Annotated in this window: 22 protein-coding genes; 11 read left to right on the top strand and 11 right to left on the bottom strand. The window is 68.7% G+C overall.

Annotated elements, in window-relative coordinates:
- The first annotated feature begins 2 nt into the window (after positions 1-2).
- The 3 genes from argH to GDR74_RS00505 are packed head-to-tail and all read left to right on the top strand — an operon-like array spanning position 3 to position 3,480.
- Positions 3-1,511 carry an argininosuccinate lyase gene (gene argH, locus GDR74_RS00515; RefSeq protein WP_152584464.1) on the top strand — a complete coding sequence of 503 codons (1,509 nt, stop codon included), beginning with the start codon at positions 3-5 and terminating at the stop codon, positions 1,509-1,511.
- Entirely contained in the window at positions 1,511-2,581 is a 1,071-nt protein-coding gene (locus GDR74_RS00510; protein WP_152584463.1) for an ABC transporter ATP-binding protein, read from the top strand. Before argH ends, GDR74_RS00510 begins: the two co-directional genes overlap by 1 nt.
- Entirely contained in the window at positions 2,578-3,480 is a 903-nt protein-coding gene (locus GDR74_RS00505; protein ID WP_152584462.1) for a carbohydrate kinase family protein, read from the top strand. Before GDR74_RS00510 ends, GDR74_RS00505 begins: the two co-directional genes overlap by 4 nt.
- Positions 3,481-3,578: 98 nt before the next feature.
- Here GDR74_RS00505 and GDR74_RS00500 read toward each other — a convergent pair whose 3' ends face one another.
- Positions 3,579-4,277 carry a Crp/Fnr family transcriptional regulator gene (locus GDR74_RS00500; RefSeq protein WP_152584461.1) on the bottom strand — a complete coding sequence of 233 codons (699 nt, stop codon included), beginning with the start codon at positions 4,275-4,277 and terminating at the stop codon, positions 3,579-3,581.
- A gap of 282 nt (positions 4,278-4,559) precedes the next feature.
- On the opposite strand from GDR74_RS00500, the gene GDR74_RS00495 reads away from it, so the two are divergent.
- The 4 genes from GDR74_RS00495 to GDR74_RS00480 all read left to right on the top strand — a co-directional run bounded on the left by GDR74_RS00495 (position 4,560) and on the right by GDR74_RS00480 (position 8,192).
- Positions 4,560-5,015 (top strand): pseudoazurin, encoded by a 456-nt coding sequence (locus tag GDR74_RS00495; protein ID WP_152584460.1) that lies wholly within the window; start codon positions 4,560-4,562, stop codon positions 5,013-5,015.
- A 68-nt stretch (positions 5,016-5,083) separates the two neighbouring features.
- Positions 5,084-6,541, top strand: coding sequence for a cytochrome c oxidase accessory protein CcoG (gene ccoG, locus GDR74_RS00490; RefSeq protein WP_246179812.1), 1,458 nt, complete (start codon positions 5,084-5,086; stop codon positions 6,539-6,541).
- On the top strand, positions 6,541-7,722 hold the full coding sequence (locus GDR74_RS00485; RefSeq protein WP_152584459.1) for an NnrS family protein: 1,182 nt from the start codon (positions 6,541-6,543) through the stop codon (positions 7,720-7,722). Before ccoG ends, GDR74_RS00485 begins: the two co-directional genes overlap by 1 nt.
- Positions 7,723-7,826: 104 nt before the next feature.
- Complete coding sequence (locus GDR74_RS00480; RefSeq protein WP_152584458.1) at positions 7,827-8,192, top strand: DUF6455 family protein; 366 nt, start codon at positions 7,827-7,829, stop codon at positions 8,190-8,192.
- Between the two features lie 41 nt (positions 8,193-8,233).
- Here the strand turns inward: GDR74_RS00480 and GDR74_RS00475 are convergent, their stop codons facing one another.
- The 7 genes from GDR74_RS00475 to GDR74_RS00445 are packed head-to-tail and all read right to left on the bottom strand — an operon-like array spanning position 8,234 to position 17,245.
- The gene (locus GDR74_RS00475) at positions 8,234-9,232 is read right to left on the bottom strand and encodes an FAD:protein FMN transferase (protein WP_152584457.1); all 999 of its coding nucleotides are present in this window, start codon (positions 9,230-9,232) and stop codon (positions 8,234-8,236) included.
- Between the two features lie 9 nt (positions 9,233-9,241).
- Positions 9,242-9,835, bottom strand: a complete 594-nt coding sequence (locus GDR74_RS00470) for a nitrous oxide reductase accessory protein NosL (protein WP_152584456.1) — start codon at positions 9,833-9,835, stop codon at positions 9,242-9,244.
- Positions 9,832-10,662, bottom strand: coding sequence for an ABC transporter permease subunit (locus tag GDR74_RS00465; protein WP_152584455.1), 831 nt, complete (start codon positions 10,660-10,662; stop codon positions 9,832-9,834). The genes GDR74_RS00470 and GDR74_RS00465 overlap by 4 nt, the downstream gene beginning before the upstream one ends.
- Positions 10,659-11,579, bottom strand: a complete 921-nt coding sequence (locus GDR74_RS00460; protein ID WP_152584454.1) for an ABC transporter ATP-binding protein — start codon at positions 11,577-11,579, stop codon at positions 10,659-10,661. The genes GDR74_RS00465 and GDR74_RS00460 overlap by 4 nt, the downstream gene beginning before the upstream one ends.
- Positions 11,576-12,979, bottom strand: a complete 1,404-nt coding sequence (locus GDR74_RS00455) for a nitrous oxide reductase family maturation protein NosD (RefSeq protein ID WP_152584453.1) — start codon at positions 12,977-12,979, stop codon at positions 11,576-11,578. The genes GDR74_RS00460 and GDR74_RS00455 overlap by 4 nt, the downstream gene beginning before the upstream one ends.
- Positions 12,980-12,983: 4 nt before the next feature.
- Positions 12,984-14,930, bottom strand: a complete 1,947-nt coding sequence (gene nosZ, locus GDR74_RS00450) for a TAT-dependent nitrous-oxide reductase (RefSeq protein ID WP_152584452.1) — start codon at positions 14,928-14,930, stop codon at positions 12,984-12,986.
- Positions 14,931-14,947: 17 nt separating this feature from the next.
- Positions 14,948-17,245 carry a 4Fe-4S binding protein gene (locus GDR74_RS00445; RefSeq protein WP_425486964.1) on the bottom strand — a complete coding sequence of 766 codons (2,298 nt, stop codon included), beginning with the start codon at positions 17,243-17,245 and terminating at the stop codon, positions 14,948-14,950.
- Positions 17,246-17,558: 313 nt separating this feature from the next.
- On the opposite strand from GDR74_RS00445, the gene GDR74_RS00440 reads away from it, so the two are divergent.
- Positions 17,559-18,431: a ferritin-like domain-containing protein gene (locus GDR74_RS00440; RefSeq protein WP_152584450.1), complete on the top strand. Its 873-nt coding sequence runs from the start codon at positions 17,559-17,561 to the stop codon at positions 18,429-18,431.
- A gap of 12 nt (positions 18,432-18,443) precedes the next feature.
- Here the strand turns inward: GDR74_RS00440 and GDR74_RS00435 are convergent, their stop codons facing one another.
- A complete protein-coding gene (locus GDR74_RS00435) occupies positions 18,444-19,631 on the bottom strand; it encodes a hypothetical protein (RefSeq protein ID WP_194164585.1) in 1,188 nt (395 codons plus the stop codon).
- 202 nt (positions 19,632-19,833) lie between these two features.
- Between GDR74_RS00435 and GDR74_RS00430 the strand changes: the two genes are divergently transcribed.
- Together GDR74_RS00430 and GDR74_RS00425 are read left to right on the top strand one after the other, a co-directional pair.
- Positions 19,834-20,382, top strand: coding sequence for a hypothetical protein (locus GDR74_RS00430; RefSeq protein WP_152584449.1), 549 nt, complete (start codon positions 19,834-19,836; stop codon positions 20,380-20,382).
- Positions 20,383-20,902: 520 nt separating this feature from the next.
- The gene (locus GDR74_RS00425) at positions 20,903-21,352 is read left to right on the top strand and encodes a hypothetical protein (protein WP_425486936.1); all 450 of its coding nucleotides are present in this window, start codon (positions 20,903-20,905) and stop codon (positions 21,350-21,352) included.
- A gap of 163 nt (positions 21,353-21,515) precedes the next feature.
- Here the strand turns inward: GDR74_RS00425 and GDR74_RS00420 are convergent, their stop codons facing one another.
- Together GDR74_RS00420 and GDR74_RS00415 are read right to left on the bottom strand one after the other, a co-directional pair.
- Positions 21,516-21,908, bottom strand: a complete 393-nt coding sequence (locus GDR74_RS00420) for a hypothetical protein (protein ID WP_152584447.1) — start codon at positions 21,906-21,908, stop codon at positions 21,516-21,518.
- Between the two features lie 137 nt (positions 21,909-22,045).
- Positions 22,046-22,486 carry a hypothetical protein gene (locus tag GDR74_RS00415; protein ID WP_246179811.1) on the bottom strand — a complete coding sequence of 147 codons (441 nt, stop codon included), beginning with the start codon at positions 22,484-22,486 and terminating at the stop codon, positions 22,046-22,048.
- A gap of 463 nt (positions 22,487-22,949) precedes the next feature.
- On the opposite strand from GDR74_RS00415, the gene GDR74_RS00410 reads away from it, so the two are divergent.
- The gene (locus GDR74_RS00410) at positions 22,950-24,098 is read left to right on the top strand and encodes an AraC family transcriptional regulator (protein ID WP_194164584.1); all 1,149 of its coding nucleotides are present in this window, start codon (positions 22,950-22,952) and stop codon (positions 24,096-24,098) included.
- Positions 24,099-24,163 lie beyond the last annotated feature (65 nt).

Raw genomic sequence — 24,163 nt, 5'->3', positions numbered from 1 at the left:
CGATGATCGCAGACAATCTCCACGATGCCTCCGTCTTCCCGGATCCCACCTACAAGGAGACCGTCCTCCGTCCGCTCTTCGAAGGCGCAAAGAGCCATCATGTGGAAGGCCTGCGGCGGATCGACCGCGCCCATCTCGTCATGCTGCACGAGACCGGCATCCTGACCGTCGAGCAGGCCCGGCCCATCGCCGAGGCCCTTGAAGCCATCGACCGCGAGGTCGATGTCGGCGCGTTGACCTATACGGGCGAGGTCGAGGACTTCTTTTTCCTCGTCGAGAAGGAGCTGCGCGCCCGCCTGGGGCCGGATCTCGCGGGCCGCCTGCACACGGCGCGCTCCCGCAACGACATCGACCACACCCTGTTCAAGATCGGCCTCAAGGACCGGATCGACCCCCTTCTGGAGCGGCTGGTCCGCCTGGCCGAAACCCTGGCGGCGGTGGCGGAGCGGGAAAGCGGCACGCTCATCGTCGCCTATACGCACGGTCAGCCGGCGCAGCCGACCGTGTTCGGCCACTACCTGTCCGCGGTCCTTGAAACGCTGCTGCGCGACATCGCCCGGCTCGAGGCGGCCCGCGACATCGTGGATCGCAGCCCCATGGGCGCCGCCGCCATCACGACGAGCGGGTTTCCCATCGACCGGGAGCTGATGTCGCATCTCCTCGGCTTCAGCCGTCCCCTCGAGAATTCCTATGGGTGCATCGCGTCCGTCGACTACATCACGTCGACCTATTCCGCGATCGCGCTGGTCTTCCTGCATCTCGGCCGGTTCATCCAGGACCTGCAGTTCTGGACCAGCTTCGAGGTCGGCCAGCTCTATGTCCCCAACGCCTTCGTGCAGATCAGCTCGATCATGCCGCAGAAGCGCAATCCGGTTCCCATCGAGCACATGCGCCACCTGGCGTCCCAGACGGTCGGGCGCGCGCAGGCCATGCTCACGATCATGCACAATACGCCGTTTACCGACATGAACGACAGCGAGGGCGAGAGCCAGGGCTTCGGCTATGGCGCCTTCGAGAGCGGCGGGCGCGTCCTCGACCTTCTCGCGGCGCTCGTTCCAGCCCTGCGGATCGACGCCGGCCGGGTTCGCCAGAACATCCGCCGCAGCTGCATCACGGTCACCGAACTCGCCGACAGCCTGGTGCGTCGGGAGGGCCTGTCGTTCCGCGAGGCGCATGAGATCGCCGCGGAGGTCTCCCGCGCCGTCGTCGCCGTCGGCGGAGACATCGCGGCCGACGGCTACGAGGCCTTCCAGGAGGCCTTCGAGCGCTGCACGCGGCGCCGGACGGTCATCGACAAGGCTCTGTTCGCCGAAATCGTCTCGCCGGAGGCCTTCGTCGCCGTCCGCAACCGGCTCGGCGGGCCGGCGCCGGAGGCGCTGTCCCGGGCGATTGCCGGCTACCGTCAGGAGATTGCGGAAATCCGCACCCGGATGCAGGAGGCGGCCCGCCGCGCCGAAGCCTCCGCCCGGGATCTCCAGGTCCGTTTCACCGCACTTCTCGGAGGCCGCTAATGGCGACCATTGATCTCGACCGCCTCGTCAAGCGCTATGGACAGACGACCGTGGTCCACGGGATCGACCTTTCGATCCAGGAGGGCGAATTCGTCGTTCTGGTCGGCCCGTCGGGCTGCGGAAAGTCGACGACCCTCAGGATGATCGCGGGCCTCGAGGAGATCAGCGACGGCCGGATCCTGATCGACGGCCGCGTCGTCAACGACCTTCAGCCGAAGGACCGGAACATCGCCATGGTGTTCCAGAACTATGCCATCTATCCGCACATGTCCGTGGCCGACAACATCGCCTTCGGCCTCTATCGGTCCAAGCTTTCGAAGAGCGAGAAGCGTGCGCGGGTGGAGCAGGTCGCCGAGATTCTCGGGCTCTCGCACCTTCTGGAGCGCCGCCCCTCGGCCCTGTCGGGCGGTCAGCGCCAGCGCGTCGCCATCGGCCGCGCGATGGTCCGCGATCCGGCCGCCTTCCTGTTCGACGAGCCGCTCTCCAACCTCGACGCCCAACTGCGCGCCCAGATGCGCATCGAGATCAAGCGGCTTCACCACCGGCTCGGAACCACCTCTGTCTTCGTGACCCACGATCAGGTCGAAGCCATGACCATGGCCGACAGGATCGTCGTGATGCGCGACGGCCGCATCCTCCAGGTGGGATCGCCGCTGGATCTCTACGAGAAGCCTGTCGACGTCTTCACGGCGCGCTTCATCGGCAGCCCCACCATGAACCTGCTTCCCGCCCGCCTGGGGGAGGGCGGAGCGGATCTGTCGCTCGGCGGCCGGGTTCGGGTTCCGTATGCGTCGGCGACGACCTCCGACATCCTCGTCGGCGTCCGTCCGCAGGACCTCGTTCCGGAATCCGGCGGAACGGAGGGCATGACCGTCTCGGGCACGGTCGCGGTCGTCGAGACCCTGGGCTCGGAGACGCTCGTCCATGTCGAGGGCGCGGGCCAGACCGTCGTCGGCTCGATACCGGGCCGGCAGGTCCCCCGGATCGGCGATCGCCTCACCCTCCACGCCCCGTCGGACAGGCTCTACTTCTTCGACAAGGCGACCGAGAGAGCGCTGGCAGCCCCATGAGCGGAGCGTCCTACCAGCGCAGCAAGGTCGTGTGCCTTGGGCGCATCTATTGCGACATCATCTTCACGGGGCTGCACGACATGCCCGTGCTCGGCCGGGAGCGGTTCGCCGACGACGTCGCCATCGCAGCCGGCGGCGGCGCCTACATCACGGCGGCCCATCTCGTGTCTCTCGGCCGGCCGGCGGCGCTCCTCGCGCGCCTCGGCGTCGATCCCCTGTCGGGCAGTCTCAGGCCCGAGCTCGAGGCCAGCGGCGTCGACCTGTCGTTCATCGAGCACGCGGACGATGCCGGCCCGCAGCCGACGGTCGCCCTCGTCAAGGGCAGCGAACGCGCCTTCGTGTCCCGGCGTGCCGGCGGTTCCCGGCCGTCCACCTTGGAGCAGGCTCTCTCGGCGCCCGGTGTCGCTCACCTGCACATCGCGGAATTCGCCACCCTCATGGAAAACCCCGACGTCGTCGCGATGGCGCGGGAGCGCGGCCTCACGGTCTCGCTGGATCCGAGCTGGGACGACCGGCTGATCCGCCAGGATGCCGGATTCTTCGAGACGTGCGCGGGAGTCGACATCTTTCTGCCGAACGCGGAGGAAGGGAAGGCCCTGACCGGCGAAAGCGCGACAGAGGCGATTCTGCGAAGCCTCCGGGAGAGGTTCCCCGTAGTCGTGCTGAAGCGCGGCGAGCACGGTGCCATGGCATCCTGCGGGTCGACCCATGTCGCGGCCGAGGCGCCCCCGGTCGATGTGGTCGACACGACGGGCGCGGGCGACGCCTTCAATGCCGGTTTCCTGCATTCCTGGCTCGAAACGCGCGATCTGGGAGCGAGCCTGAAATCCGGGATCGAGGCGGGGACCCTCTCGGTCCAGTCGACAGGCGGGGTGCCGCTGAAACGCAAGCCGGTCTAGAGCATTGGACGAGAATTCGAACTCACGTTCGATGCTCCAAGTTTCTGATTAGAGCATCTTTTCGCGCAAAACCGGTTCCCACTTTTGCGCTCGATGCTTTAGCGCGGCAGGTCCTCGGCGAGCAGGAAGAGCTTGTGCGGGTCGCGGATCGTGATGCGCTGGCGGCCGCTTTCGACCAGGCCGCGCTCCTCCCAGCTGCTCAGGATGCGGCTGACCGTGTGGAGCGTCGTTCCCGTCATCTCCGCGACATCCTGACGCGAGATCGGGAAGTCGATCTGGACGCCGTCCTCTCCCTTCCGGCCGGCCTGATGGGCGAGGCGCAGCAGGGCATGCGCCACACGCTTCTCCACCTGCTCGGTGGAGATCTCGACGACGCGGGTATGGGCGTCCTGGAGCCGGTTGCCGACGGTCTGGAGGGTGTTGACTGCCAGCGAGGGATGCTTGGCGACGAGGCGCGGCCATGCGGCCGAGGGCCAGACGAGGGCGATGCTGTCCACGATGGCGAGCGCCGTCGCCGGGTAGCGTGGGCGCCCCATGGCGATGGCGATGCCGAACATCTCGCCGGGCGTGATGAAGCGGACCACGACCTGCTGGCCGTCGGGCGTGACCTTGACGACGCGCAGATGCCCGTGGAGGAGGACGAAGAAGGAATGCGCCTCCTCGTCCTGCTGGAACACCGCCGTTCCCTTCGGATACCGGATCGACTGCGCCTCGCGCAGGATATGGTCGAGGTCGTCCGGCGGCAGCCCTGCGAACAGGGGCAGCCCGGCCACGAGGGATTTGTCCAAACTCGGCATCGGCACGTTTCCAACCGGCATCGCTACTTCGACGGATAACGCCCCGAACGGGTTCCGGAGACGCTCCCCGTCGTGCCCTTGTACCGCAAGCGGACCCGGGCGCAAATCGGCTCTCCCCCGCAAGGGCAGGGACAGTCCCCGAGATACCGGCGGCCGCGACGGCCCGAAAAGATTCATCTCCTTGTTCCAGCGCAAACAGCGGCGGGCCGCATCGGCGTATCACGTCTCCAAGGGCTTCGGTCCGAGGCCCAAAGCTTCCGATGGCACAAGAGGAGACGGATTATGCGGAAGATCATCATGCTCGGCGCTCTCGTGGCTGCGCTCGGAGCCGCCGGCGCGGCGAACGCGGCCGAGGTCGAGGTGAAGATGCTCAACAAGGGCACCGAGGGCGTCATGGTGTTCGAGCCCGCCCTGGTGAAGATCAACCCCGGCGACACGGTGAAGTTCGTGGCGGCGGACAAGGGGCACAACGTCGAGAGCATCGATACGATGTTGCCGGAAGGCGGCAAGACCTTCGTCGGCAAGATCAACGAGGAGATGACGGTCACCTTCGACAAGCCCGGCGTCTACGGCTACAAGTGCAAGCCCCATTACGGCATGGGCATGGTGGGCATGGTCGTGGTCGGCGAGCCGGCCAATCTCGACCAGGCCAAGGCCGCGGCCCATCCCGGCAAGGCCAAGCAGGCCTTCGCCACCCTCTTCGACAAGCTCGCGACGACCACCACCGCCGCCAAGTAGCCCCTTCGGAGCCGCTTCCTGCCGAAGCCTGCGCCGCTGCGCCGCAAGAGCGCGGCGGCGCCAACGCCGTGTTCACGTCGATGACCACCCTCGACATCAGTTTCAAGCCCGAGCGCGCCCATCTGCGCAGGCCGAAGCGCGGCGTCATCGCCGAACGCGTCGTTCCCCAGGCGGTCAGGGGCCGCTACCGCCGCCTGAAATGGACGGCGCTGACCCTCTGCCTCGCCATCTACTACATCCTGCCCTTCATCCGCTGGGATCGGGGTCCCGACCAGCCCGGCCAGGCGGTCCTCTTCGACATGAGCCGGGGCCGCCTCTACGCCTTCTTCATCGAGATCTGGCCGCAGGAGGTCTACTACCTCACCGGGCTCCTGGTCCTCGCGACCCTCGTCCTCATCTGGGTCAACGCGGTCGCGGGACGGGTGTGGTGCGGCTATTTCTGCCCCCAGACCGTCTGGACCGATCTCTTCCTGCTCGTCGAGCGCCTGATCGAGGGCGACCGCCGCGAACGCCTCAAGAAGCGTGGCGCCCCGCTGACCGCAAGGCGCGTCGCCGAAATCGGCATGAAGCATGCGATCTGGATCCTCATCGCCATGGCGACGGGCGGGGCCTTCGTCCTGTATTTCGCCGATGCGCCGACGCTGCTGGCGGAACTCGCCACGGGGCGGGCCTCGCCGCTCGCCTATGGCTGGGTCGTCATTCTCACCGGCACGACCTATGTGCTCGCCGGCTTCGCCCGGGAGCAGGTGTGCACATGGATGTGCCCCTGGCCGCGCCTGCAGGGCGCGATCTGGGATCCGGAAGCGCTGACCGTCAATTACCGGGATGATCGGGGCGAACCGCGCGGATCGGTGAAGAAGGCCACCGAGCTGCGGGCGAAGGGCGAGCCCGCCGGCGACTGCGTCGACTGCCTGCAATGCGTGAACGTCTGCCCCATCGGCATCGACATCCGCGAGGGCCCGAACTTCGCATGTATCAACTGCGGCCTGTGCGTCGACGCCTGCGACGCCACCATGTCCCGCCTCGGACGTCCCCGCGGCCTCATCGACTACGAGGCCTGGGCCAATATCGAGCGCGCGCGCAGGGGCGAGCCCGCGCGCCGGCGCGCGGTCCGGCCGAAGACCGTGGGCCTCGCGCTGGCCATCCTGGCCCTCGCCGGACTGATGGGGGCGAGCCTCGGCCTGCGGCAGGATGCCAAGGTCGCCGTCATCCACGACCGCAACCCCGTCGCGGTCCGCCTGTCGGACGGGCGCACCCGGAACGGCTACACGGTGCGTCTGTACAACAAGGCCGGCAGCGAGCGCGCGTTCGCGCTCGCCGTGAACGGGCTCGAGGACGCCTCCGTCGAGGTGGTCGGGGACGGCGCCACGGTGAGCGTCGCCTCGGACGCGACCCGGGAGCTGCGCGTCCTCGTCTCCGCCTCCGCGAACGAGCGGCAGCCCGTCGCCTTCGTGGCCAAAGATCTCGAAACGGGCCGCGCCGTCACGGCGTTGGACACGTTCATTCCAGTCGAAGGAGGCCGCTGATGGCTCCGATCCCCCGCCTGCGGACCTACAGGGGACCTGCGCTCCTCTCCTATGGATTCCGCCCGTTCTTTCTGTTCGGCTCCCTCTATGCGGGCCTCGCGGTCCTCGCATGGCTGCCGATGTTCTATGGCGAGCTGGCCCTGTCGACGGCCTTCGCCCCGCGCGACTGGCACATCCACGAGATGCTCTACGGCTATCTCTCCGCGGTGATCACCGGCTTCCTGCTGACGGCGGTTCCGAACTGGACGGGGCGCATGCCCCTCCAGGGGCGGCCCCTGCTCGTCCTCGTGCTGGTCTGGGCGGCGGGGCGCATCGCCGTCACCCTGTCGGCGTGGATCGGGTGGGAACTCGCCGCCCTCATCGACAACGCCTTCCTGCTCCTCGTCGCCGCGGCCGTGGCGCGCGAGATCATGAAGGGACGGAACTGGCGCAACCTCAAGGTTCTCATCGCGGTGGCGACGCTCGTCGCCGGCAACGTGGTCTTCCACCTGGAAGCGCACGTGCTGGGCGCGGCGGATTACGGCGTCCGCATCGGAATCGCGGCCGTCCTGGCGCTGATCATGCTCATCGGCGGGCGCATCCTGCCGAGCTTCACCCGCAACTGGCTCGCCCGCGAGAATCCGGGCCGGATGCCGGCGCCCTTCGGCCCCTTCGACGTGGCGTCCCTGATCGCGGCCGGCGCGGCGCTCGTGGCCTGGATCGTCGTTCCGTCCGGCGTGCTCACGGGGGCCGCGCTCATGGCCGCAGGCCTGCTCCAGGCGGTGCGCCTCGCCCGCTGGGCGGGGGACCGCACCTGGCGGGACCGGCTCGTCCTCATCCTGCACGTGGCCTATGCCTTCGTGCCGCTGGGCTTCGTCCTGACCGGGCTCGCCGCGCTGCGCCTTCTTCCCTCCGGTGCCGGCATCCATGCCTGGACCGGCGGCGCGATGGGCGTGATGACCCTCGCCGTGATGTCGCGGGCGAGCCTCGGGCATACGGGCAGGGCGCTCGTCGCGAGCGCGTCCACGCAGGTTCTCTACGCGCTCGCCGTCGCCGCCGCGCTGGCGCGGGTCTGCGCCGCGGTTCATCCCGCCTGGAACGACGCGCTCCTGCATGTGGCGGGCGGCGCCTGGGCCGCCGCCTTCGTCGGGTTCGCGATCGCCTACTGGGCTGTGTTCACGCGTCCGAGGCTCTCGGCCTGAGCGGGGGATCCGTTCCGGGCGGCCGGAACGGAACGAGGTTTTGATCTGACGCAAAGCGCCGGAGGCGGCGCCGTGTCAGAAATGGTGCGACACGGGAGGTTACGATGGGCCTGATGACCGTATGGACGAAGCTGCAATCCGCCTGGGCGGCGGAGAGCGAGCTGGCGCGGCTGGGAGAGGAGGAGCTCCAGGGCCTCGCCCGCGACGTGGGGATTCCCGCCGACCGGCTCGTGCAGCTGGCGTCCTCCAAGGGCGCCGACGAACTGCCGCTTCTCATGCAGGCACTGGGCCTCTCGCCGGAAAAGGTCGCCTGCTCTTACCCGGCGGTCATGCGCGACATGACCGTCGTCTGCTCGGGCTGCAAGGTCGCGGCCCAGTGCCGGCAGGCCATCGCTTCCGGCTGGGCGCCGGTCGTTCCGCGCTACTGCCCGAATGCGGACACCATCAAGGCGCTGCTGGCCGAGGCGTGATTCCCGCGGGATGAACGGAGCGGTCCCGTCGCGCGTCCCTCCTATGCGGTCACGACGCGTCGTTCTCCCTTGCCGTCGATCAGCCGGACCTCTCCGGTTCCCAGGGCGCGCAGGACCGCCGCGATCCTCTCCTCCGGGAGCAGGCTGAAGGCCGTCGAAAGGGCGTCGGCGGCCGTTGCCGTCGGCATGATCGCGGTGACGCTCCGGTGCCGGTGCGCCGACGCGCCGGTGCGCGGGTCGAGCAGGTGGTTGAAGCGCCCGGCCGCGTCGAAACGGAAACCGTAGGCGCCGGATGTGGCCACCGCCCGGTCGACCGCCTCCACGATGCCGTCGATCCGCTCGGGGCCGTCGGGATCGGCGATCCCGATCCGCCAGGGCGATCCGTCGGGCCGCGCGCCGAGGGCGCGGCTCTCGCCCATGTCGACAAGGCTGCTGGCGATCCCGCTCTCCCGCAGGATCGCGACGACCCTGTCCGTCACATAGCCCTGGGCGATCCCGTTGAGGGTGAGGCCCATGCCGCGCCGGGCGAAGGCGATGCGGTTGCGGTCGAACAGGACGTGCTCGAAGCCGACCCGCGAGAGGGCCGCGCGCACGGCATCGTCCGACGGCCCGCGCGGGTCCGCGCCGGGGCGGGAGAAATGGTCGCGGTAGAGGATCCAGAGGGCCTGTACCGTCGGGTCGAAGGCGCCGCCGGTCCGCTCGCCGTAGCGGCGGCACTCTTCGAGAACGGCCACGAGCTCGACAGGTGGCGCGGCGAGCATGCCTTGCCGGTTGAGAACCGAGAGAGCCGAGTCGTCCCGGTAGAGGCTGAAGATCGCGTCGAGGCGGCGCACCTCCGCGAGCGAGCGCTCGATGAGCCGTTCGGCGGCGGCGCGATCGCGGTGGTGGATCTGCAGGAATGCGGCGGCGCCCATGGCGGAGCCGCGCCAGGTCACGAGGTGGCCCTCGGCCCGCGCGCGCCGGCCGAGCGGAAGCAGGCTCAGGCCGGCCGCGGAAGCCGCGATCCCGATGAAACGCCTGCGGGAAGGGAGCGGAGACATGGCGCGTCCTCAGTGGGCATGGTGCTGCTGGCCTGCGGCGGGGGCGCCGCGGCCCTGGGGGGCATCGGCCGGCGCGGGCTCCTCCACGGACCCCGTCGCTTCGCCGGCGCCGAGGATGTAGTCCTTCGGCACGTCGGAGAAGGCCACAACCCGGCCGCCGTTGTCCTTCGCGAATGCCTCTGCCGCCTTCTTCTCCGAGAACGGAACCGCTTCCTCCGCGCCCATGCCGCCCCTGGCGCGGCTTCCGATCACGTAGAAGGCCTGTCTCGCGTCGATCCAGTTCTTCGTGCCGGGCTCGCTCCACGAGGGAGCCTTGCCCATGTCGGACACGTAGATCGCGCGGATGTCCTTCGGCTCCTCCGGCAGCATGGTGAAGGAGATCGCATCCCGCGCCGAGGAGAACCAGACCGGCTCCGGGCGGCTTGCCAGGACGATCTGTCCCTTCGGGCCCGGATGCTCCAGGACGTTCATGCCGCAATAATGCCCGATGGCCGCGTCCGTCAGCTCGTGCGGGGGCGGCGGCGCCTCGGCGGTCTTCTTGTCGTTGCAGCCCGCGAGCGCCAGAGCGCCCGCGAAGGCAGCCAGAAGGACGACCCTTTTCATAACTCTCTCCTGGAGAAAGCGAGTGCTGCGAGGGACAGCGGGAGGAGGGCCCAGGCCGCCAGCGCCGCGAGCAGGACGGCGGGACTCAGGGCCGCGTTCCGCGCGATTCCGGCCATGCCGGAGAACGCGCCGATATTGGCGAATCCCGTCAGGTTGAACAGGCGGTAGGCATCCGTCGGGTTCAGCAGCAGGAGCGCGTCCAGCAGGCGGCCCGAGACGACCTGGCCCTGATCCACCACGAGCAGCCCCAGGAGGGCCATGTCGTAGATCAGCACGAAGACCAGCCAGATGCCGATGGCGATTCCGCCGGCGGTGCCGCGCTCTCGCACTAGGGCGCTCACCAGATAGCCCACGGCGATGAAGACGGATCCGAGCAGCACCGAGGAGCCGATCATGGCGGCGAAGGCCGCCCAGCTCTCGGCATCGATGGCCGCGCCGGTCGCCACCAGGGCCGCGGCGGCGGCGCCGTAGCCGAGGAGCGTGGCGAAGGCCAGGATCGACAGATGGCCCACGAACTTGCCGAGCAGCACCTGCCAGCGCGCCACCGGATAGCTCAGCAGGAGCAGCATGGTCCCCCGCTCCATCTCGCCCACGATGGCGTCGTGCGAGATCAGCAGGGCGATGAGCGGCAGGAGGAAGATCGTGAGGCTGGAGAGGCTGACGATCACCACGTCGAGCGCCCGCACGCTGACGGTGCCCGTCGGCGCGCTGCCGAGAAAGGTGAGGGAGAGGGCGAGCGCCGCAAGGAGCAGGGTCGTGGCGAGGACCCAGCGGTTGCGCAACCCTTCCTGGATCTCCTTGCGCGCCACGATCATGATGTTTCTCATCGCGGCGTCTCCTGGGAGAGAAGGAAATGGGCGTAAAGCTCGTCGAGGGTCGGCGGCATCACGTCGAGATCCTCCACGGGGGCGCCCGCGCCAGTGGCGCGCCGCAGAACCTCGATCTTCTGCTCGGGCGCCGCCTGGACCTCGACCACATGGCCGTCGATCCGCCGCCAGCCGCCGACCGGGCCGAGCCAGCCCGCCACGTCGGCGAGGCCGGCCTCCGCGACCTTGAGGCGGATCCGGGTCGGCAGCCGTGCGATGCGGCGCAGCTCGTCGAGGGTTCCGTCGGCGACCTTGATGCCTTGGTTCATGATGACGACCCGGCCCGCGCGCTCCTCGAGCTCGGTAAGGGCGTGCGAGGACAGGAGCACGGTCGCGCCCCGCCCGCGCAGCTCCTCCACGATCTCGTAGAAGCCCTGCCGCAGGGCCGGATCGAGGCCGGTGGTCGGCTCGTCGAGCAGGAGGAGCTGCGGCTCCCCGAGCAGCGCCTGGGCGAGGCCGAGGCGCTGGCGCATGCCCTTCGAATAGGTGCCGACGCGCCGGTCCGCGGCATGGGTCAGGCCCACCCGCTCGAGGAGCGCTATCGCCCGTTTCTGCGGCTCGCGCTTCAGACGGGCGTAGAAGGCGAGGGTTTCGCGCCCCGTGAGCGCCCCGTTGAAGGACACGTTCTCCGGCAGGTAACCCACCCGCCGCCGCGCCGAGAACTCGCCCGCCGCCGGATCCTCTCCGAGCACGGCGATGCGGCCCGCGCTCGGCCTGATGAGGCCCAGCATGAGCTTCATCAGGGTCGTCTTCCCGGCGCCGTTGTGGCCGACGAGCGCCACCGTCTCGCCCGCGTCCAGGGCGAAGGACACGTCGCGGACCGCTTCCACCTTGCCGAAGCGCTTGACGACGCCGTCGATCTCCACGGTTCGGGTCATGGCCGCGCTCCTTCGAACCGGGGATGCGCGGGGGGCGTCACGGGAGGGCGCATGAGAGGATGGCTGTCGACCACGCCTCCCGGCATCAGGGCGGGGAACTGGGTCTGCGCCCAGCGGATCACCTGCACGGCGGGGCTGTTCATGAGCACCTTGGCCTGCGGCGCCGTCCAGAGCACCTTGTCCACCAGGTCGTTCGGACGATAGGCGCTGTCCCCAAGGCCGTCGCCGTTGAGGTCGAAGGCGGGGTTGTCGCTCCAGTAGTTCCCGCGCCCGCCCTTCGACCAGTCGAGGTAGCGGGTACCGACGTACTTCACCTGGTTGCGGTTGCTCACGAAGGCGTTGCCGGCGATCTCGTTGCCCTCCGACCCGGCGGTGAAGTGGATGCCAATCTCGCAGCCTTCGAACCAGTTGCCGCGGAAGCTGTTGCGGTTCGCGTTGTAGATGAACACGCATTTCGTGGGCCCGGGCCTCGCGTCCGCGCCCGCGGCCGGCTCCGCCTCGCCGGGGGACGGCAGCCCGTGCTCCTTGGCGTCGCCCGTCCGCATGCCGGAGGTCGCCCACCGCTCGGCCGGCTGGAGGCGCCCCAGCACTGCGTTGCCGGTGATCTGCGAGAAGTTGGCGTAGTTGAACAGGAAGCCATGGTCCCGGTCGCCGTCCGAAACGTTCCCGGTCACCTTCAGGCGATGCGAGAACATGATCGCATAGCCGACCGTGTTGCCGGACGAGACGTTGCCCGAAATCTCGCTGTCGTTGGTGTACATGTAGTGGATCGCGAAGCGCAGGTCGCGGAAGCGGTTGTTTTTGAACACGTTGTTCCTGCTGGTCACGACGAAGATGCCGTCGCGCCCGTAGCGTACGTCGTTGTCGAGCACCTGGGCGCCCGGAGCGTTCCAGACGGAGACGCCGTTGCCGGCCTCGTTCACGCGCCCCTCCTGAAGGCCGAGGATTCGGTTGCCGCGCGCCACGGCGTTCTCGGCGCCATGGAGATAGACGCCGTAGAGATTGCCCTCGATCACGTTGTCCTCGACGACCGCGCCCGCGGCGGACTTCTCCACGAAGACACCGGAATCCATCTCGGGCAGGTCGAGGCCGGAGCCGCGGATCGTCAGCCCGCGGACGGCGGAGCCGGGCGCCAGCACCGTGATGACGCTGCCCTTGCCGGGACCTGTCAGGACCGCGCCCTTTTCGCCCTCCAGGGTCAGCGGGCGGGTCAGGCGGACGGGGCCGTGATGCTCGCCTGCCTGCAGGACGACGACGTCGCCGTCGGACGCCCGGTCGACGACGTCCTGAAGGTTCGCCTCGCCCGGAGACACGACGATCCGCGCGGCGAGGGCCGGAGAGGAGAGGCCGGCGGCGAAGACCGCCGCCAGACCCCAAAAGGATGCAGGGACCCTGCCCATGCCGTCAGGCGCCCTGAGGCTCGACGAACATGCGGCCCTTCATCTCCATGTGCATCGCATGGCAGAACCAGGAGCAGTAGTACCAGTACACTCCGGGCGTCGAGGCGACGAACGTCACCGAGGCGGTCGCCTGGGGAGCGACCTCCATGTTGATGCCGTAGTTGATGATGCAGAAACCGTGCGTCAGGTCCTCCACCTCGTCGATGTTGGTCACGTAGACCGTGACCTCGTCGCCCTGCTTGACCTGGAAGCTCTCGAGGCCGAAGGCGGGCGCGGAGGAGGTCATGTAGACCCGCACCTTGTTGCCGTCGCGGATCACCTTGGAATCCGTCTCCAGCGTCACCCCGTCGGCCTTCGCCTGCTTGACCGCGTCCTCGAAGAAGGGATCGTCGCGCTTCCAGACATGGACCGGGTTGATCTTCGACCGGTGCACGATGGTCGCGTCGTGCGGCTCCGCGAAGCTCGGCCCGTCGTGGACGAGCACCATCCTGTCGCCGGAGATGTCGATCAGCTGGTCGTTCTCGGGCTTGAGCGGCCCCACGTTGAGGTAGCGGTCTTTCGAGAACTTGTTCAGGGAGATCAGCCACTTGCCGTCGGCCTCCTTGGTCTGGCCCATGGAGGTGTGGTTGTGTCCGGGCTGATAGTGGACGTCGAGCTTCTGGATGACCGGGTTCACCTTCTCGCCCTTGAAGGCGCGCTTGGCGAGGTCGATGTTCCACTTCACCACCTGGCTGTCGAGGAAGAGCGTGGTGTAGGCGTTGCCCTTGCCGTCATAGGCGGTGTGCAGCGGGCCGAGGCCGAGCTCCGGCTCCGCCACGACCACGTCGCGGGGCTTGATCTTGTCGTCGAAGAGGTCGTCGAGCTTGCGGGCGTCGAAGACCGTGACGGTCGGCGAGAGCTTGCCGTTGGCGACGAAGTGGATCCCGTCCGGCGCGGTGTTGATGCCGTGGGGGCTGTTCGGCACCGGGATGTAGCGGGTGAACTTCGACCCGGCCCGGCCGTCCAGGACCGGAACGCCGCCGATGGTCTCGTACTCGCCCTTCTTCACCGCCTCCTCGATGCGCTTGAGGTTGAAGACCACGACCCAGTCCTGCTCCTTCGCCATCATCTCGGCGAGGGTCACGCCTTCCTCCGAGTTGTAGCAGGTCGCCCAGGCGTATTTCCCCTGGTAGTCGGCATCCACGTTGTCCAGGTTCCCGTCGACGCGGATCTGCCAGGCGACCTTCATGGTGTCGCCGTCGACGGCGGTGAAGATCGAGGAATATTTCTTCGGGTCGTCGAGCACCTTGCCGTCGTTCGGGACGGGGATGCGGTCCTCGCCGTTGCAGAACACGTATCCGGTGCGCGGGTACTTCTGCAGCCGAAGGCCGTGGACCGTGTGCTGGTTGGGCAGCTGGATGATCTTGTCGCACTTCATCACGTCGAGGCGGATGCGGCAGACGCGGGTGTTCGCCTTGTCGTTGGCGAAGAGATAGCGCCCGTCATAGGTCCCGTCGGTGAAGGAGAGATGCGGGTGGTGCAGGTCGCCGTTGAGGTAGACGCCGCCCTTGTCCTTCAGGAACTCGCGGGCTTCCGGCGTCAGGCCCTCGGTGAGGATCTTGCGGCTCTCGTTGGTGAGGCCCCAGCCGGTCGCGCTGTCGCGGTTGAAGACCGGGATGCGCATCAGCTCGCGCATGGAGGGGAGGCCGACGATGCGCACCTCGCCCGTCTGGCCGCTGGAGAAGAACACGTAGTATTCGTCGAGCTCGCCCGGCTTCACCTCGTACTTGCTGGCCACCGCGGGGCGGGCGGCAGGGGCGCCGGGTGCGGTCTGCGCCTCGGCGGCGCCGATGAGCCCGGTGCGGGAAACGGTCACGCCGCCGGCGGCTCCGGCCGCGCCGGCCACCGCCACCGCGGCGGTGGTTCCGAGCATGTCGCGCCGGCTCAATCCCTTCTTGTCTTGGTTCGCCATTGAAGTCTCCTTCCTCGTCAAGAGTGCGTCGTCGGGACATCCGCCGTGGACGGCTCCCGGATCGGTTTTCCCATGTGGGTGATGATGGGCTTAGCAGCCCCCTTGCCCGCGTCTTTGTTCCCGCGCATGGAAGGCGACGAAAGCGCCTCCCGCTTCTCGCGCTTCAGGCGGACCTGGATCATGTGCGGGCAACGCCGGTCGTCGTGGTACAGCTCCTGGCAATGCATGCAGTAGATGCACTCGTTGACGTTGATGTGTCCCTCGGGGTGGATCGACTGGACCGGGCATTCCTTGGCGCAGCGCTGGCAGGGAGAGCCGCATTCCGGCCAGCGCTTGAGCCATTCGAAGGTGCGGATGCGCCCCGGGATCGCGAGAGCGGCGCCCAGGGGGCACAGGTAGCGGCAGAAGAACCGCTCGATGAAGAGGCCCGCCGAGAGGAGGGTCAGGGCATAGACCACGAAGGGCCAGTCGCGGACGAACTTGAGGATGATGGCCGTCTTGAACGGCTCGACCTCGGCGAGGGTCTCGGCGAAGGCCACGGAATAGAGCGAGAGGCCGAACAGGCCGAGGAAGATGATGTACTTGATCGGCCACAGCCGCTCGTGCAGCCCCCAGGGCACGGCGATCTGCGGCACCTTCAGCCATTGGGCGACGTTGTTGAGCAGTTCCTGCAGGGCGCCGAACGGACACAGCCAGCCGCAGAACGGACCGCGGCCCCAGAACAGCAGACCGGCGGCGACGGCGGCCCAGAGAATGAAGATGAGGGGAGCGGCGAGGAAGAACTCCCAGCTGAACTGGGTCACCAGGGCATTGGTGAAGGTCAGGACGTTGACCACGGAGAGCTGGGCGTTCGCATACCAGCCGAGCCAGACGAGGGTGAACGTCAGGTAGGCGCGGCGCACCCAGACATAGACCGCCGGCCGGCGCACGAGGGAATCCTGGAAGAAGAAGATTCCCGTCAGAACGAGGAGGGCGAGGCCCGTGATGGCGATGGAGACGGTGTTGGCTCTCCAGATCTTGAGCCACAGCGGCTCTTCCAGGGGCCCGGCCGCAAGGGCCTGGGAGTCGTCGAGGGACGGGCGGGCCTCTCCCGCCGCCGGTGCGGCCGGCGTCGCGCTCTGGGCCGGCTGGGCTTGCGCCTGCGGCGCGGCCGCGGCGGCGGGCGTTTCGATCCGCAGATAGGCGTCCGGCAGGGTATAGGCGAGGTCGTAGGTCAGGAACGCCTTGTCGCGCGCGCCGACGTTGCGCTGGACGAGAAGCTGCAGCTGCCAAGGTTCGGCAAGATCGAGCTTGAAGTCCTCGGGAACGACGAAAAGCCCGATCTCGCGCAGATCCGGAGCGCCTTCGGCGGCGAAGGCGCCGAGGCGCGTGTGGTTGCGGTCCCGGAAGCGGGTGCTCTGCCCGTCCTGCAGCAGCTCGATGCGGTCGAAGATGCCGCCCCGCACGTACCCGGATCCCTTGAAGGAATAGGCGCCGCTTCCCGCGACGACGATGGCCTGCTGGCCCGGCTTGAGGCGTGCCCTGAGCTGGTCGTAGGCGGCGTCCCCCAGAAGACTCCGTCCGATGGTGGGAACGCTGACCGGCGCGACGTAGAGGTCGATGAAGGGATCGGAGGGATCGCCCGTCTCCGGATTGTTCGCCGCCTCCCGGTTGCCTGCGCGGGCGAAGGCCTCGTCGACCTCGCCGACGGTGAGCGAGAGGCGCCGGACGGAACCGTCCCCGAGAAGGGACTGCCAGTCGCGGATCTCGCTCCTGGCCATGTCGACGCTCTTCGTTGCGGGTGCGGCCGCTGCCGCCGGCGCCTGGCCGCCGCCCAGCCTGTTGCTGCGGATCAGGCGTACGGCGGAGCGCACGACGCTGTCGCCCATCACCAGCACCGTCACGGTGGCGCCGCTCACGATGTCGACCTGCGGCGGCCGCTCGGCCCCCGAGGCCACCGGCCTCATGTCCTTGCCCACCAGCGTGTTCACCGCATCGACGATGCGGCGTTCCGGAATGCCGATGAGAACGATCGGCTCCTTGTGGTCGACGAGCCTGATCTTCGAGATGACGCCGTTCGGATCGATGCCGACGAGCAGCTGGATCGGCTTGCCCGAGTAGCCGGTCGCGTTGGTCACGTCCGTGTTGAGGTAGACGTAGCCGAGCAGGCGGTCGCCCTGGTAGACCGGCGCGAGGGGCGGATCTCCCGCGGCGGGTCCGAAACGGTCGGCGCCCGCGAAGAACTCTCCGGGCTGCGCCTTGCCCAGAAACTCGCCCAAACGCCCCGCCGCCGACGCCTGGCCCGCCCATAACAGCAGCGTCGCAAACCCGAGCAGGACAACGATCCGCAGAAGATGCAGGCCGGTGAGGGCGGGCAGGCGGGGGGATAAGCGAAGGTGCGGGCTTGCCAACAGGGGACCGTCCAGCGTCGGGTACGAGGTCTAAGGTCTGAACGGAAAAAAGAGAACGCCCGGGAACGCGGAACGTTCCGTTTGGGCTGCCTCGAATTTTCCGGAGCTGGAAGGGTGAATTCCGAAGCCCGCTCCCATATGAGCAAGCTTGAGCGGTTCGGCTTTGATCCTGCGCAAGGTGGCGAATTTTTTTTCCTGCGTCAATCTAAAGATCGAGTCCCCACCGCGAGGAAATCCGATGCCCCTGCTGAAGGCCGAGCCGGCAGGCTCCGTCAAAACCCTGGACGAACTCTTTGCCCTTGCCGCCGCCATGGAGGAGGAGGCCGCCATCCGCTATGCCGAGATTGCCGACCGCATGAGGCAGGAAGGGAATGCCGCGCTGGCGGAGGTGTTCGCACGCCTCTCCGAAGAGGAGAGGGGCCATCTTGCGAGCGTCGAAGGCTGGTCGCAGCGCGCGCGGGGACAGGCCCCCGACCCGGCGCGCATCCGGTGGCAGCGGCCCGAGACCTTCGACGACGAGGGCATGGCGACCGCCGATCCCCGGCTCCTGAGCGCCTACCGTGCCCTGTCCGTGGCGGTGCGGAACGAGGAGCGGGCCTTCGCCTTCTGGAGCTATGTCGCCGCCCATGCGGCGTCGCCGGAGGTCCGCCGGGCCGCCGAGGCCATGGCGCACGAGGAGCTGGGCCACGTGGCACTGCTCCGGCGGGAGCGCAGAAGGGCCTTCCACGCCGAACGGGACCGCGCCGGGAGCGACGCCCGGCACGAGGCCGGCGATCTCGCCGGCCTGGAGCGGCGGCTTGCGGCTCTGCTCGCGCCCCTCGCCGCCAGGGCGCCGTCTCCGGAACGCGAACGCCTGGAGGCCTTCGCGCAGGAAGCGACGCGCAACGCGGAGGCGCTCGAACGGGCACCCATCGCCGTGGGCTCCGCCCCCGTAGTGCCCCTGCCCGACGATCCGACGGCTCTCGCGGAACTGCTCGTCGACCGTTATCTGGAGGCCGGCGACACCCTGCGCGACGAGGAGGCCCTCGGACGGGCGCAGGATCTGGCCGGGCGCGCCATCGCGCGGCTCGCCTGGCTGAGATCCGATCTGGGGAGCCTGCACGGCGCCTGACGGCTCGCGGACTCACTCTCCGGCCTGGGGCCTCGCCTCGAGGGGGGCGGATGCGACCGTCGCCCCCACCGCCGGGCGGGAGCGCGTCCGGCCGCGCCATGAGGCGAAGGCGAGGCTGCCTGCGAAACCGGCGAGGGCGAGGAGCGTGAGCACGCCGCTCGCCCTGCGGCCGGCGTCCCATCCGCCGAGGCCCGCGGCGACGCGCAGGACGAGCGACGCGTGGAGCAGGAGCAGGGGACCGTAAAGAACCGGGGCATAGCGCACCCGGACCCGCGCCACGGCCGGAAGGATGATGAGGGCGTGGCCGAACACCATGGAAAGGACGAAGCCGATCAGCACGGCATGCAGGGCGATGTCGTATCCGAAGGCCGTTTCTCCGGGCGGAGCGGCGAGCAGCGCCAGCCCGGCCAGGCCGAGCCATCCATGGCCCGCCAGCATGCACGCCGCCATGAAGCGGGTCTGCCCGTCCCTGCGGATGTTCCGGCGCGCAACGTCGTGCCGCAGCAGCCACGCGGTGGCCGCGATCAGCCCGAGGCCGAAGAGGACGGCGCCGTTGCCCGTCGTCAGGCCGTTCTGCGCCCCTGCGAGCAGGAGGCCGATGCCGAAGAGGAACAGGGGTTCGCTCCTGCGCTCGGGCAGGGCGACGCGGCTGAGTTCGAGGCGTTCGCCCGCGACGGTCAGGACGAGGAAGGTCAGCCACCAGCCGACCGCGTCCGACACGGGGCGGCCCGCCATCCAGACCGCGCTGCCCGCGAGCCAGGCGAGGGTGCCGAAGAGAAGGGCGCCGGTGAAGAGGGCCGGCTGCCGGAGAGCGATCAGGAGCGAGCTGCCTGCCAGAACCGCTGCCGCGGCCGCATAGGCGCCGGCGCCGAAAGCGGCGGGCGCGCCGCCGAGCAGGAGCAGGGTGCCGAGCCCTGCGAGAGCCGGGGCGGCATAGCTCCACCCGCGCCCGAGCGCGACGGCGCGCTCGAGGCCGATCAGGGTTCCGAACAGGCCGCAGATCATGAGGGGGCCGTGCAGGTCCGCGAGAGAAGAGCCGTGGGGCAGGGTCCAGCCGAGCCTCCACAGCGCTCCCCACGTTCCTCCCGCCAGGGCCGCCATGGCGGACACGAGGAACAGCGCGCGAAATCCCGACCGGTTCCAGAGGACCGGAGCGGCCGGGGCTGCGGGCGGTAAGGAGGCGATCGATCCGGTCGTCATCGGGGCTCCTGCTCGTTGCGAGGGTTCTCGGCGAGGGTGAGGGGCGGTCGGCTATGGAATGCCCGTCCGCGCCCCGCCTCTCTTTGACGCCGCGCAAACGAAACGGCGAAAGCTCCTCGCGCCGGTCCGGCGCATATTGAGCAATGTCAATGCCGGCGGCGGGCCGGGACCTCACCCTCTCCTGCAACAGAGGGAGGAACTCATGTTCAAGCTGCGCAGCGTCCGGTGCGGATCGCCCGTCTTCGCGTCCGCCCTCGTCATCGTGCTGACCTCCGGAGGCTGGGCCTCGGCGGGCGCGGTCGCGCCGTCGTCGGCGCCCCGCCACGCCATGCCGTCCGTCGAGAGGCTGCTGGGTGCGGCGGGCGTCGACGGCGTCTATGCGCGAGCCGTCGGGCGCGGGGCACGGGGAGGCTTTGCGGCTCGCGGGCGCTACGGCGCCGTCGCGCGCGGTCCCCGCGGCGGCGTTGCGGTGCGCGGCCCCTACCGGACGGCGGTGCGGGGTCCGCGGGGCAATGTGGCGGTGACGCGCACGGGTTCGGTCCGGCGCCCCGTGGCGGTGGCGCCGGGGTGGCGCCGGCCTGCCGCCTACTGGTGGCGCCCGGGCGGCGCGCTTGCCGCCGGAGCCGCGGTGGGCGTTCTCTCCGCGGCGGCGGCCCGTTCCTATATCGGCGCGGCCCCGGCCCCGGGATACTGCTGGTATTACACCAATGCCAGCCGCACCCGGGGTTTCTGGGACGTCTGCCCGCGCTGACGCCTGAGATCGTGGAGACGGCCTCGCCGGAGCGTCGCATCCGTTCGCACGCGAACCGTTTCATGGGAAGCAGGCGACGGGCGCCCGCCTTTCCGCCCGCCCCTCGACCGGCCGGTTCTCCTTCTGCCGTCGCGGATCCCGCATTCGCGGCAGGGCGGAAACCTCCGCTCGGCCGAGGGTCGCGGTCCGATGCCGCGCGAGGCGGAAAACCCTCGAATCTCCTTTGCCTTCTTGAGATTTATCAAGTCGCCCGTGCCCTCTCCGTGGGACTCTGTCCATCTACTGGAGGGAGGGTCGCGTGAGCAGGCTTCTCGTCACATTCGCAGCTCTTGGCGTCGGTGCTCTTCTCGTTCCGGGAGACGCGGCCGCCCAGCGTGGAGGTTTCGGTGGGTTCCGCGGCGGCGGTTTCCATGGGGGCGGTTTCCATGGGGGCGGATTCCATGGGGGCGGATTTCGCGGCGGCGGTTTCGGAGGCGGTTTCCGGGGGGGCTTCGCCGGTCCGATGGGAGGGTTCCGCGGCGTGGCCGTCGGCGCTCCGAGGTTCGGCGCAGGCGGGTTCGGGCCGCGTCCGGGATTCGGCTACGGCGTCCGTCCGGCCGTAATCGCGCGTCCCGCCTTCGGCTACGGCTACCGGCCTGCCGCCTTCTATCGGCCGGGCTTCGCGGCGCCGCGCTTCTATGGCCGGTATTACGGTGCCTACAGGCCCTTCTACCGCGGCTATGGCTGGCGGTATCCGTATTATGGCGGATACTACCGCTGGGGCTATCCGTACTATGGCGGCGCCATCGCCGCCGGCCTGATCGGCGGGCTGGCGCTCGGCGCGCTGACCTATCCCTATTACGGCTACCCCTCCTATGGCTATCCGTACTACGGCATCGGCTACGGATCGGACTGCTACTGGGTGCGTCGAGGCTTCATCGACCCGTGGGGACGCGTGGTGGTGCGCCGCGTTCAGGTTTGCAGCTATTGAGAGCGACGGGCGGGACCTGTGGCGCGATCCGCGCAGGCATCGCGCATCCCGTTGCGCTCGCAAGGCCCTCGGGGGTGCTGGAAGTGCCGGGCACGATACGCCGTGCAGCGCCCGAGAATCCTCCACCCGGTGCGCTGCAGGTCGTGAAGAGCGGCCGACGCAGTCAGCGGAGAACGCGCATGACCCGGCGGGAGCTCTGGTCGAGGACGACGATTCTCTGATCGGGCGAGATGAAATAGTTGTAATAGGCGCCCGATGTCAGACCCGGAATCGAGATGCTCTGCATCTCGGCGGTTTCGATCCAGTCCGGGATCGGGCTCCCGCGGCCGATTCTCATGCCACTGCGCCGATCGTAGCGCGGCCCGAAGTAGCGTAGGTCTCCCGCCTTGATCTTCATCCAGCCTTCCGACGTATAGCCGAGATTTCCGACCTGGGATGGGGCAGAGCTCGGGCCGACACGGAAAGTCAGCGGCTGCGCCGCCGCCGACGAAGCGAGAGCGATGATCGACACGGCGGCGAAGGCTGCCGGTCCCAGAATCGTCATGGTCTGCCGCATTGAATCCTCCTCGGGGTGTAAGGCGCTTTCGCGCAGCCTCCCCAGCCGATCGTTCAGCGTAGATGCCTTGCGGGGCTGCGGCTTGACTTGGCGGGACTTTGGATTGGCCACGGAGGACGCGCAGGCGGCACCGCGCGTCAGCGGTCGCAGCGTCTGTAGACGTTGCCGGTCTTGTCGTCCTCGTTGAAGAAGCGCCTCAAGGTTCCGTCGGGCGATGCCGAGACCTGGACCGCGACATCGCCGGTGGCGACGGAGTTGGCGCAATCGAGCCTCATGACCTCGCGGTCGCCCATCGGCCGGACCGACCTGATCCGGCAGGTGGCCTGGGGCGTCCTCAGCCGGCTGCCGGACACGATGAACGCGGGCGCGAAGATGTTCACGGGCTTCTTGAACGACATCCCCTTGCCGACCGCGGTGTAGACGCCGTCGCAGGGGAGACTCTGCTCCAGCCACGCGCCCTGAAAGGCGGCAGGCTCCGCTTCCGCCGCCGTGGCGGCGCAGACCGGACCCAGCAGGATGGGAATACAGAGTCGGATCGTGCGAAGGCGCATGAACCGGTCGCTCGACGAAACACCCATTGCGGCCTCCTCGAAAGCTCGCGGCCCTCCGGCCGGGTCTGTCCCCGCGCATGCCGGCGTCGGCAGGAACTGCCCGGCGCAGGCTTCGCTCGCACCTTGATCGAAGGATCGGCCCTTCGCGATGATCTGGATCAAGTCCGGTGCGTCCCGGCGGCGGACGGCATGCCGGCGAAAGGCATCGGTCCGAAGCGGTACGCCGAAAGACCTCGATGCCGTGGCGGACCGGAGGGTCTTCGCCCCCTAACGCGGGTCCGAGGTCTTTCCCGAAAGCGGTTTTGACAAAACGCAATTTCAAGAGAGGCGCTTCTTGGCACTCTGTATCCGGCGTTGGGAGCAGATGCTCCGACGGACCCCGCCGGGGTGCCCGGTCGTCCGAGAAGCGGACCGGGCGCGCAGAATGCAAATTCGCAGAGACTTGCGAAGAGACTTTCTCGAAGAGACTTGGCTTGCGGGAGACAGCACCATGGCACTCGATGATTCCAGAGCCGGCGCGCCGTCACGGTGGCCTGTCCTGCAGGAGGACGTCGGAGGCAGGTTCGTCCAGATCCACGGGCCGCGTCGTATTCCGGTGCGGTCTGGCTTCATCCATCTCGGCGTCGTCAAGGAAATCGTCGGTGTCCTCAAGGATCTCGGGTCGGATCCGGGCGCGGTCGTCCGCGGCGCGGGCCTCGATCCGCACCTCTTCGAAGACGCGGGGAACGTCATCTCGTTTTCGGCGCTCAACAGGCTCCTCACGCTCAGTTCGGAGCGGACAGGCTGTCCCCATGTCGGGCTGCTGCTCGGCCAGCGGGCCACGATCTCCTCCATCGGGATCGTGGGATGTCTGATGCAGCACTCGCGAACCGTCGGCGACGCCTTGCGCATCCTGGTCCGCTACCTGCATCTGCAGAACAGGATTGCGGTGCCCCAGCTCTCCGTCGAAGGCGACGAGGCGATCCTGAGCTTCGGCGTCTATGCGCCAGGGGGCGAGAATGCCGACCAGATCGCCGACGCATCGCTCGCCGCCGCGTTCCAAGCCGTGACGGCGATCTGCGGTCCGAAATGGGCGCCGACGGAAGTGCTCCTGCCCCGGTCGCAGCCACAGGATCCGCAGCCCTACCGCGATGTCTTCCGCGCGCCCCTGCGCTTCGACGAGGAGATGGCCGCGCTCATCTTCTCCGCCCGGTGGCTCAGCCACCCCATTGCCGGGGCGGACGACATCTTCCGTCAGATCTTCGAGGAGCGGATCGCGGAGCTGGAATCCGTTCCCGCCGGCGACTTCAGGGACGAGGTCCGCAGGGTCCTGAGGTCGCAGCTCCTGAAACGCAAGTGCTCCGCGAGCGACGTGGCGAGCTTCTTCGCCATGCACCGCCGCACGCTGCACCGGCGGCTGACGGAGGAAGGAACCGACTTCAGGTCGGTCGCCGACGAGATGCGCTTCGAGATCGCCCGTCAGTTCCTCGCCGCGACCAACATGAGCCTGGGACAGATCGCGGCAGCGCTGGGCTACTCCGAGGCGGGAGCCTTCACCCGCGCCTTCCGGCGCTGGTCCGGGCAGCCGCCGGCTTCGTGGCGGGCCGAGTGCCGATTCCATCGGGCGAGCGCAAGATTTCGTGCGGGAGCGATGGGATGACGGCAAGAATGCACAGGACATTCCTGTCGCCTCAACGATATCGGCCGGGTCTCGAGTCCGCATGA

This window comes from Microvirga thermotolerans, from assembly GCF_009363855.1.
Taxonomy (GTDB): domain Bacteria; phylum Pseudomonadota; class Alphaproteobacteria; order Rhizobiales; family Beijerinckiaceae; genus Microvirga; species Microvirga thermotolerans.
Note: the sequence above shows the minus strand (reverse complement) of the source record. Positions and strands in the feature narration are given on the sequence as shown.